The following is a 9,998-nucleotide window of genomic DNA, read 5'->3' on the forward strand; positions in this document are numbered from 1 at the left end:
AGGCGGTTTGAGTGCATGGAAATCCATCACGCTGCTTGTCTGCGCCGCGCCGGCGGCGCCTTGTTTCTGCGTGCGATGCCCGAGCCGGCATCTTTGCTGCAGACTATTAGGAAGGGACATCCAGTGAAACTGATCATTGCGGCGGTCAAACCGTTCAAGCTCGAGGAGGTGCGCGAGGCGCTCACCGCAATCGGCGTGCGCGGGATGATGGTGACCGAAATCAAGGGCTTCGGTGCCCAGTCCGGTCACACGGAAATCTACCGCGGCGCGGAATATGCTGTGAATTTCGTGCCGAAGGTCAAGCTGGAAATCGTCGTGCCGGACAGCCTGGCCGATGAAGTGGTCGATACGATTCTCAAGTCGGCAAAGACCGACAAGATCGGCGATGGCAAGATCTTCGTTCTTGATGTCGCGCAAGCGGTGCGTGTCCGGACCGGCGAATCCGGCGACGACGCGCTGTAAGAAACGCCAGGGGAAGTGAACAAGATGAAAAACCTTTCGAAAATCACGGGTCTTGCGTCGGCGCTTGCGCTGGCCGCGCTGCCCGCGTTGGCTCAGGACGCCGAGCCCACGCTGGATACCGGCGATACCGCGTGGATGATCGTGGCGACGGCCCTCGTCGCCTTCATGATCTTCCCCGGCATCGCACTCTTCTATTCGGGCCTCGTGCGCGCGAAGAACGCCCTGTCGTTGCTGGTGCAGACGGCGATCATCGCCTGCGCCGTGATGGTGATCTGGGTGGTCTATGGCTATTCCTTCGCCTTCGGCGGCTCTGAAAGCCCGTTCTTCGGCGGCTTCGGCAAGCTGTTCCTCGCCGGCGTGACCAAAGACTCGCTGACCGGTACCATCCCGGAATACCTGTTCCTGGCCTTCCAGATGACCTTCGCGGCCATCACCCCGGCGCTGATCATCGGCGGCTTCGTCGAGCGCATCAAGCTTTCGGGCGCGGTGCTGTTCTCGATCCTCTGGGTGACCTTCGTCTACTTCCCGATCGCCCACATGGCCTGGGATGCGAACGGCCTGTACTTCGGCTGGGGCGCGATGGACTTTGCGGGCGGCACCGTGGTGCACATCAACGCCGGTATCGCGGCGCTGGTCGGCGCGCTGGTCATCGGGCCGCGCATCGGTCTCGGCAAGGATCTGATGGCGCCGCACTCGCTGCCGGTGGCCTTCATCGGCGCTGCCGTCCTGTTCGTCGGCTGGTTCGGCTTCAACGCGGGTTCGGCGCTGGCCTCGAACGGCACTGCGGTTCTGGCGATGCTGAACACCTTCACCGCGACCGCCGGTGCGACCCTGGCCTGGTGCTTGATCGAAACGCTGGCGCGTGGCAAGGCTTCGGCTCTGGGCGCGATCTCGGGCATCGTGGCCGGCCTCGTCGCCATCACCCCGGCTGCCGGCTTCGTCGGCCCGGTGGGCGCGATCGTGCTGGGCGCCATCGCCTCGCTGGTGGCCTACTTCTTCGTCGCGGTGGTGAAGAACAAGTTCGGCTATGACGACAGCCTCGACGTGTTCGGCATCCACGGCATCGCCGGGATCGTCGGTGCGATCCTGACCGGCGTCTTCGCCTCGCCCTCGCTCGGCGGTGTCGGCTATGCCGAAGGCGTGTCGATGGGTGGCCAGCTGATGGTGCAGATCAAGGCCGTGGTCATCACCATCGTCTGGGGTGGGGTCGTGTCCTTCATCCTCTACAAGATCACCGATGTCATCGTCGGGCTGCGCGTCTCCTCGGACGAAGAGCGCGAAGGCCTCGACAAGACCTCGCACGGCGAAAGCGCCTACCACAACTGACCTTCCTCCCTTCGGTCAGATGTTCGGGGCCCGGAGCGATCCGGGCCCCTTTTCTTTGAGTCTGGTTCTGTGAAGCTCAGTCCAGATGCGCGGCGGCGGCGGTGCCGGCCTCGCCCGGGGCGGGGCGCCGGATCAGCAGCACCAGCGGCACGGCGGCGAGGGTCATCCACATCATCGCCTTGAAATCGTCGATATAGGCGATCATCGCGGCCTGCTGGTTCACATACTGGTTCACGATGGTCCAGGCAGCACCATCGCCGTATTTCAGCTGCAGCATCTGCATCGCGCTGCCGAGCGGGCCATTGCTCAGCGCGGCGAAATTCGGATCCAGATCCGAGATATATTGCGACAGCTCGGCATGGTTGATCTGCGTGTTGCGAGTGAGCAGGAGCGTCACCACAGAAATTCCGATCGAGGAGCCGATGTTGCGCACCAGGCTGAAGAGCGCGGTGGCATCGCCGCGGAACCGCGCCTCGATGGTGGAGAAGGCCACGGTGGAAAGTGGCACGAACACCAGCCCGAGGCCGAAGCCCTGCACGAGCCCGGAAACGATGATCAGATGCGCATCCATCTGCGGGCCGAAGCCGGTCATGATGTCGAGCGAGAGCACCGTCAGCAGCAGGCCGATGACCACGAGGATCCGCGGCTCCACCACCCGGATCAGCTTGCCCGCGGCGATCATGGTGATCATGGTGCCCACCCCGCGCGGTGCCATCACCAGGCCGGTGGTCATCACCGGATAGCCGAATATGCCAGAGAGCATCGGCGGCAGCAGCGCCAGCGAGGCGAGCAGGATGATGCCCACGATGAAGATGAACACCAGGCCGATGACGAAGTTGCGGTCCATGAACATCTTGGGGTCGAGGAACGGGTGCTCCGTCCCGGAGATCCGGACCACGAAGACCCAGAAGCCGCAGAGCGCGACGGCAAGCTCGATCCAGATTTCGGCGGCGTTGAACCAGTCCACCTCGCCGCCCCGGTCCAGCATCAGCTGCAGCGCGCCGACGCCCACGGCCAGCATCGCGAAGCCGAAGAAATCGAACTGCCGCAGGCGCCGGGGCATGGCGGGCAGGGTCATCAGGCAGCCCGCCAGCGCCAGCGCGCCGAGCGGCACGTTGATGTAGAACACCCACCGCCAGTTGAAGGTCTCGGTCAGGTAGCCACCGAGCGTCGGGCCGATGATCGGGCCGACCATGATCCCCGCGCCCCAGACCGCCATCGCCTGGCCGTGCTTCTCTTTCGGGTTGATGTCGAGCAGGAAGGTCTGGCTCAGCGGCACGATCGCGGCGCCGAACAGGCCCTGCGCCATCCGGAAAGCCACCATCGCCTCCAGGTTCCAGGCGATGCCGCAGAGCATGGAGGTGATCACGAAGCCGATGACCGAAGTGACGAAAACCTCCTTGCGGCCATAGCGCTCCGACAGCCAGCCGGAGAGGGGCGTCGCGATGGCTGCGGCGACGATATAGGAGGTGAGCACCCAGTTGATCGTATCCGAGGAGGCGCCGAGATCCGCCTTCATCGAGGGCAGCGCCACGTTGGCGATGGTGGTGTCGAGCACCTGCATGATCGTCGCCAGCATCAGCGACAGGGTGATCAGCCCGTGGTTGCGGACATCGACAGTGGCGCCGCCCGACATTTCACTGCCCTTCCGCGCGCGACAGGAGCGAATCGAACCGGGTTTTTGCACGCGTATCCACGGTGACGGCGGCCGAAAGGCCCGCGCGCAGGCCTGCGGTATCGCTGTCCTCGGTCAGGCGCAGGCGCACCGGCACACGCTGGGTGACTTTCACCCAGTTCCCGGTCGCGTTCTGCGCCGGCAGGATCGAGAATTCTGCCCCGGTGCCGGCGCCGATCGTCTCGATCACCGCGTCGAAATCGCGCCCGGGGAAGGTGTCGAATTCGACCGTGGCATGCTGGCCCGGCGCCATGCGACCGATCTGGGTTTCCTTGAAATTCGCCGTGACCCAGACATCGCCGCTTTCGACCAGGGTGAAGAGCGAGGCGCCGGCGGTGACGAACTGCCCGGCCTTGAAGCTGTCGGCGCGGTAGATGGTGCCGTCGGCCGGGGCCTTCACCGTGGTGAGCGACAGATTGTAGGCGGCCTTGTCGCGGGCGACGATCGCGGCCTGCACGCTCGGATGGGCATCGGTTTCGATATCCGGGTTGCCGCCGAGGCCAGAAAGCGCGGATTGCACCGTCTGGGTCGCGGCGGCGCGGGTTTCGCGCGCGGCATTGGCGTTGTGGCGGGCCTCATCCAGAGCGGATTCGGTGCCGGCGCCGCGCCCGGTGATGGCCTGCTGACGCTTCATTTCGGTGGTGTAGTAATCGAGCGCGTCCTGCGCGACCTTCTCTTGCGCGACGGCCAGGAAATAGGCCGCGCGGAGCTGCTCCACGCCGAGCCGGGCCTGCGCGAGCGCCGCTTCGGCTTGCGCGAGGGCCAGGCGATAGGGCTCCGGGTCCACCTGGAAGAGCGGCGTGCCCGCCTTCACCACCGTGCTGTCGGCGACATGCACCGCCGTGACCCGGCCGGAGAGATCGGAGGCGACGGAAATCCGCGCCTGCTGGAAGGCGGCGTTGTCGGTCTCTTCATAGCGGCCCGAATCGAGCCAGGCCCAGAGCCCGCCCGCCACCACGACCAGCGGCAGCGCCGCCATCAGCAGCTTTTTCGGTGTCTTTTTCGGACTATCAGCGGTCATGTTCGGTCTCGGATGCGGTGGAGAGGTTCCGGATGATCTGCTGCAGGGCTTGCTTCAGCAGGTCGCGGTGTTCGGGGGGCAGGCCTGCGAGCGCCTCATCATAGAGCGCTTCGGCAACGGCCCGGGCGGCGGAGACGGTCTGCATCGCCTTTTCGGTGGGTGCGACCAGCTTTACCCGGCGGTCGGTCGCGTCGGGTTCGCGCCGGACCCAGCCCGCCTCCTGCATGCGGTCCACAAGGCGGGAAACGGAGATCGGCTCGATCTCCAGAAGCTCCGCCAGCCGCGCCTGCGGCAGCGGGCCGCCGCGCTTCAGCTGCATCAGCAGCCGCCATTGCGAGGAGCTGAGGCCAAGGCAGGCGGCGCGCTGCTCGAACCGGCGGCGGATCGCGCGGGTGGCATCGGTGAGCAGGAAGCCGAGGGAATCCGGGGGCGGAGGGGTCATGCGTATCTCGCTGGATCGAAGGCGAGCATAGATATTATAAGCGTGCTTATGGGCGCAAGCGATTTTTCGCGGCGCCGGATCATGCTACCGTGAGGGAAAGGAGGCCACAGGATGGAACCGCTGCCGCTGAGCCGGGCATTCACCTGGCTGGAACCCGGGCCGGTCGCGCTTATCACCACCCATGACGGCACCCGCCCGAATATCATGACGATCACCTGGACGATGGTGCTCGATTTCGGCGCGGATTTCGCGATCACGACCGGGCCGTGGAACCATTCCTGGGCGGCGCTGACCACGCGGCGGGAGTGCGTGATCGCGATTCCCGGGGCGGATTTTCTGGATGTGGCGGTGGGGATCGGCACCTGTTCCGGGCGCGATACCGATAAATTCGCGCGTTTCGGCCTGACGGCGCTGCCGGCGGGGCGGGTCTCGGCGCCGCTGATCGAGGAATGCCTCGCGAATATAGAGTGCCGGGTGGTGGAGGTGCTGGAGCCCTATGGCATCGTGGTGCTGAAGGGGGTGGCGGCGCATCACGATCCGCTGCGGGCGGAGCGGCGGATGCTGCATGCGGTCGGGGACGGGACCTTCATCGCCGATGGCGCGCGGTTCGACCGGCGCGACGCTATGCGGGAGAAGCTGCCGGGCGGGCTCTAACGCTGCCCGGCAGGGGGGGCTTTGGGCCGGGTCAGACGCCGGCCTTCACGATGGCGCGGGCGAGGACGGGGACGCTGTTCGTATTGAGCCCGGCGATGTTCATCCGGGAATCACCCACCATATAGACGGCGCTGTCGGCGCGCATGGTCTCCACCTGCGCCGGGGTCGCGCCGAGGCGCGAGAACATGCCGCGGTGGCGGGCCAGGAAATCGAACCGGTCCGAATTGGTCAGGCGGCGCAGCTCATCGGCGAGCTGGCCGCGCAGCGACAGCATGCCGGTGCGGACCTCCTCGAGCTCTTCCTCCCATTCCTTGCGCAGGGCCGGATCGGTGAGCACCGTGGTCACGACGCGGGCGCCGTGGTCAGGGGCGAAGGAATAGGTCTGCCGGTTCAGGAAGCCGAGCGTGTTCTGCGTCACAGCGCGGGTGGCGGTATCGCCCAGCACCAGCAGGCAGCCGGTGCGCTCGCGGTAGATCCCGAAATTCTTGGAGCAGGAGGAGGCGATCAGCACCTCGGGCAGGCGCGAAGCGATCAGCCGGGTGCCGGCGGCATCTTCTTCCAGCCCGTCGCCGAAGCCCTGATAGGCGAGATCGATCATCGGGACCGCACCCTTTTGCGCGAGCAGATCGGCGACCGCGGCCCATTGCTCCAGCGTCAGGTTGGCGCCGGTCGGGTTGTGGCAGCAGCCGTGCAGCAGCACGAGGTCGCCCTTCTGCACCGCCTGCAGGTCCTCGATCATCGCGTCGAAGGCGACGCTGCGGGTGGCCGCGTCGAAATAGCGGTAGCCCTTGCGCGGCAGCTTCATGAAATCGAGGATGGTCAGGTGGTTCGGCCAGGTCGGGTCGCAGACCCAGACGGTGGTGCCGGGATTGGCCATGCGGCCGATCTCGAAGGCCATCCGCACCGCCCCGGTGCCGCCCACGGTCTGCAGCGCGGCGAGCCGGTCCTTCGGGTAGTCCTTGCCCAGAACCAGCTCCGCCATCGCGGCGTGGAATGCGGGCTCGCCCGCCATCTGGGTGTAGGTCTTGGTGGTCTCGGTGTCCCAGATCAGCTTTTCGGCGGCGCGGACGGCGCGCATCACCGGGGTCACGCCTTCGGCATTCTTGTAGACGCCGACGCCGAGATCGACCTTGCCCGGGCGCGGATCGGCGTTGAACAGGCCGATGAGTTGCAGGATCTTGTCGGGCGCCTGCGGCGTCAGGGTTTCGAACATCACGCTTCTCCGGTTGCGACCTTGAGGTCGTTATACATGCCCCATTCGGCCCAGGACCCGTCATAGAGCGACCAGGCGCGGTGGCCGATCATCTCGAGCCCGAGGGCCAGGATCGCCGCCGAAATCCCCGAGCCGCAGGAGGTGATGACGGGCTTGCCGAGATCGACGCCCGCGGCCTCGAAGGCGGCGCGGATCTCTTCGGGGGATTTCATCGTGCCATCGGCATTCTGCAATTCGCCGAAGGGCAGGTTCTTCGAATTCGGGATATGGCCCGCGCGCAGGCCGGGGCGCGGCTCGGCCTGTTCGCCGGTGAAGCGGGCATGGCCGCGGGCATCGACGATCTCGTGGTCGCGCAGCTTCGAGGCATGGGCGACCTGGGTCACATCTCGCACGAGGCCCGCCTGCCGCTGCACGGTGATGTGGCGGTCGCGGACATAGGGCGGAAGATCCTCGATCTCGCGCCCCTCGGCCTGCCATTTCGGCAGCCCGCCATCGAGCACGGCCACATCGGTCTTGCCCATCAGGCGGAAGAGCCACCACACGCGCGGGGCAGAAAACACGCCGGTCTGATCATAGATCACGACCTGATGGCCATCGCCCACACCCATCGCGCGCATGCGCGAGATGAATTTCTCGGGCGGCGGCGCCATATGCGGCAGGGGCGAGCGGGTATCGGAAATCTCGTCGATGTCGAAGAAGCGCGCGCCGGGGATATGGGCTCCCGCATAACCGGCCTTCGCATCCCTGTCGGAGCCCGGCATGAACCACGACGCATCGAGGATCCGGAGGTCCGGATCGCGCAGATGGGCCGCGAGCCAGTCGGTGGAAACAAGCGTCTTCGGATCGTCCAGGGCCATGGCACTCTCTCTCCCGTGTGTCCCCCGTGCTTACCGGGAAGGACTGAGCCGGGCAAGGGCGCAGGGTCTTCGACTAAAGGCCCTGCTTCAGCAGGCGCTGCTTCTGGCGGTCCCAGTCGCGCTTGGCTTCGGTGGCGCGCTTGTCGGCGAGCTTCTTGCCGCGCGCGGTGCCGATCAGCAGTTTCACCCTGCCGCGGTCGTTGAAGTACATCTTCAGCGGCACGATGGTCATGCCCTTGCGGCCGACCTCCTGCCACAGGTTCGAGAGCTGCCGCTTCGAGACCAGAAGCTTGCGCCGCCGCCGCTCCTCATGGCCGAAAACCCCGGCCTCCTTATAGGCCGCAATATAGGAGTTGATCAGCCACAGCTCGCCCTCCTCGATGGAGGCATAGCTTTCGGCGATGTTGGACTGGCCCCGGCGCAGCGATTTCACCTCGGATCCGGTCAGCACGATGCCCGCCTCGAGGTCCTCCTCGATGGCGTAGTGGTAGCGCGCCTGCCGGTTCTCGGCGATCAGCTTGGAATTCGGATCGTGTTTATGGGCCATGATCGTCTGGAGATAGGCGACGGGGGCGCCTGTGTCCAGTCGGGACCCTGCGCGGATGAAAATCGCGTCCATGTGTAACGACGGCGCCCGCGTCTGCGTATAGCATCATAGATCTGCAGGAGGACGCCATGCGCAAGGATCCCGCCCGGCCGAGCTGGGCCGATGTGACGCCGAAGCACCTGTTCCTGAACCGGCGCGCCCTGATCGGAGGGGCGCTCGCCCTTGGGGTTGCGGCACCAGTGGCGGCAAAGATCGCCGCCCGGCCTTCGCCCTATTCTACGGATGCAGCGCCCAACAGCTATGAACAGATAACTGGCTACAACAATTACTATGAGTTCGGCTGGGACAAGGGTGACCCGGCGCAGAACGCCGGCCGGCTGAAGACCGACCCGTGGTCGGTGGAGATCGGCGGGCTGGTGGACCGCCCGGGCAGCTGGCCGCTGGACGATGTGCTGCGCACGGCCCCGGCCGAGGAGCGGATCTACCGGTTCCGCTGCGTGGAGGCCTGGTCGATGGTCATTCCCTGGATCGGGTTTCCGCTCGCGGCGCTGCTGGAGCGGGCGGGGGTGCAGCCCGGGGCGAAATATGTGGCCTTCCAGACGCTCTATCGCCCCGAGGAGATGCCGGGGCAGCGCGCGCCGGGCATTGACTGGCCCTATGTGGAGGGGCTGCGGCTCGACGAGGCGATGCATCCGCTGACGCTTCTGACCTACGGACTATATGGAGAGGCGCTGCCCAATCAGAACGGCGCGCCGCTCAGGATCGTGGTGCCATGGAAATACGGCTTCAAGTCGATCAAGAGCATCGTGAAGATCAGCCTGGTCGCGGAGGAGCCGCGCACCACCTGGAAAGAGCTGCAGCCGCGCGAATACGGCTTCTATGCCAATGTGAATCCGGCGGTGGATCATCCGCGCTGGTCGCAGGCGACGGAGCGGGTGATCGGGGCGGGCTTCCTGACCCCGCGCCGCGCGACCGAGCCGTTCAACGGCTATGGCGATCAGGTCGCGGGGATCTATCAGGGCATGGACCTGCGGAAGTCCTATTGATGCTGCGGCGCATCCCGGGGTGGGCGGTCTATCTGGCGGGGCTGATCCCGCTGGCATGGGTGGTGTGGCTGGTGGCCTCGGGGCAGATCGGGGTGGACCCGGTGAAGGCGATCGAACACCGGCTGGGCAAGATCGCGCTGTGGTTCCTGATCGGGGGGCTGGCGATCACGCCGGTGCGGCGGTGGGTGAACCTGCTGCGGTTTCGCCGGGCGGTGGGGCTGCTCGCGTTCTTCTATGTGGCGCTGCATCTGCTGGTCTGGCTGGTGCTGGATATGGGCCTGCTGTGGTCTCAGGCGCTGAGCGATCTGGTGAAGCGGCCCTATCTCCTGTTCGGAATCACCGGATTCGTTTTGCTGATTCCCCTCGCTGCGACATCGAGCAATGCCGCCATCCGGCGCCTCGGGAAGGGCTGGAAACGCCTTCATTCATTGGTCTATCCGGCCGTCGGGCTGGGGGTTCTGCACTACCTCTGGCAGATGAAGGTGATCCGCCCGGAGGGGTGGATCTGGCTTGCCCTGTTCGGCGGGCTGATCGGCTGGCGGGTGCTACGGCGTTTTGGCGCTCTGAAATAAATGAAATATAAACAATGGCATAGCTCTTCTCTGCTTAGATTTTGGATTTTTTATGAAATTGGGGGTTGCGAGTCGTTTGGTGTCTCCGTAAATAGCCCCTCACCGACGCGGCGCAGACGGAAACGAAGCGGGGCGGCGGGACGGGAAGCGGCGGCGACGCGGTGGACCGGTGGTTAAAATGGA

11 protein-coding genes are annotated in these 9,998 nt (G+C 65.7%); 5 read left to right on the forward strand and 6 right to left on the reverse strand.

Annotation, left to right across the window (positions count from 1 at the left end; genetic code table 11):
* Positions 1-123 precede the first annotated feature (123 nt).
* Together ACOMG5_RS04110 and ACOMG5_RS04115 are read left to right on the forward strand one after the other, a co-directional pair.
* Positions 124-462: a P-II family nitrogen regulator gene (locus tag ACOMG5_RS04110; protein WP_420342524.1), complete on the forward strand. Its 339-nt coding sequence runs from the start codon at positions 124-126 to the stop codon at positions 460-462.
* A 24-nt stretch (positions 463-486) separates the two neighbouring features.
* A complete protein-coding gene (locus tag ACOMG5_RS04115; protein WP_420342512.1) occupies positions 487-1,788 on the forward strand; it encodes an ammonium transporter in 1,302 nt (433 codons plus the stop codon).
* Between the two features lie 76 nt (positions 1,789-1,864).
* Here ACOMG5_RS04115 and ACOMG5_RS04120 read toward each other — a convergent pair whose 3' ends face one another.
* The 3 genes from ACOMG5_RS04120 to ACOMG5_RS04130 are packed head-to-tail and all read right to left on the reverse strand — an operon-like array spanning position 1,865 to position 4,926.
* A complete protein-coding gene (locus ACOMG5_RS04120) occupies positions 1,865-3,424 on the reverse strand; it encodes a DHA2 family efflux MFS transporter permease subunit (protein WP_420342513.1) in 1,560 nt (519 codons plus the stop codon).
* Between the two features lies 1 nt (position 3,425).
* On the reverse strand, positions 3,426-4,484 hold the full coding sequence (locus ACOMG5_RS04125) for an HlyD family secretion protein (RefSeq protein WP_420342514.1): 1,059 nt from the start codon (positions 4,482-4,484) through the stop codon (positions 3,426-3,428).
* Positions 4,474-4,926 (reverse strand): MarR family winged helix-turn-helix transcriptional regulator, encoded by a 453-nt coding sequence (locus tag ACOMG5_RS04130; protein WP_420342515.1) that lies wholly within the window; start codon positions 4,924-4,926, stop codon positions 4,474-4,476. Before ACOMG5_RS04130 ends, ACOMG5_RS04125 begins: the two co-directional genes overlap by 11 nt.
* 111 nt (positions 4,927-5,037) lie before the next feature.
* Here ACOMG5_RS04130 and ACOMG5_RS04135 point away from each other — a divergent pair, with 111 nt between their 5' ends.
* The gene (locus tag ACOMG5_RS04135; protein ID WP_420342516.1) at positions 5,038-5,580 is read left to right on the forward strand and encodes a flavin reductase family protein; all 543 of its coding nucleotides are present in this window, start codon (positions 5,038-5,040) and stop codon (positions 5,578-5,580) included.
* Between the two features lie 31 nt (positions 5,581-5,611).
* On the opposite strand, the gene ACOMG5_RS04140 is transcribed toward ACOMG5_RS04135, so the two are convergent.
* The 3 genes from ACOMG5_RS04140 to smpB all read right to left on the reverse strand — a co-directional run bounded on the left by ACOMG5_RS04140 (position 5,612) and on the right by smpB (position 8,197).
* On the reverse strand, positions 5,612-6,793 hold the full coding sequence (locus ACOMG5_RS04140; RefSeq protein WP_420342517.1) for an aromatic amino acid transaminase: 1,182 nt from the start codon (positions 6,791-6,793) through the stop codon (positions 5,612-5,614).
* The gene (gene sseA / locus ACOMG5_RS04145) at positions 6,793-7,650 is read right to left on the reverse strand and encodes a 3-mercaptopyruvate sulfurtransferase (protein WP_420342518.1); all 858 of its coding nucleotides are present in this window, start codon (positions 7,648-7,650) and stop codon (positions 6,793-6,795) included. The genes ACOMG5_RS04140 and sseA overlap by 1 nt, the downstream gene beginning before the upstream one ends.
* A 73-nt stretch (positions 7,651-7,723) precedes the next feature.
* Positions 7,724-8,197: an SsrA-binding protein SmpB gene (gene smpB, locus ACOMG5_RS04150; protein WP_420342525.1), complete on the reverse strand. Its 474-nt coding sequence runs from the start codon at positions 8,195-8,197 to the stop codon at positions 7,724-7,726.
* Between the two features lie 128 nt (positions 8,198-8,325).
* On the opposite strand from smpB, the gene msrP reads away from it, so the two are divergent.
* Both msrP and msrQ read left to right on the forward strand, forming a co-directional pair.
* A complete protein-coding gene (gene msrP / locus ACOMG5_RS04155) occupies positions 8,326-9,243 on the forward strand; it encodes a protein-methionine-sulfoxide reductase catalytic subunit MsrP (RefSeq protein ID WP_420342519.1) in 918 nt (305 codons plus the stop codon).
* Positions 9,243-9,815, forward strand: a complete 573-nt coding sequence (gene msrQ, locus ACOMG5_RS04160) for a protein-methionine-sulfoxide reductase heme-binding subunit MsrQ (RefSeq protein ID WP_420342520.1) — start codon at positions 9,243-9,245, stop codon at positions 9,813-9,815. The genes msrP and msrQ overlap by 1 nt, the downstream gene beginning before the upstream one ends.
* Positions 9,816-9,998 lie beyond the last annotated feature (183 nt).

The organism is Paenirhodobacter sp. (assembly GCF_041916475.1).
Lineage (GTDB): Bacteria > Pseudomonadota > Alphaproteobacteria > Rhodobacterales > Rhodobacteraceae > Rhodobacter.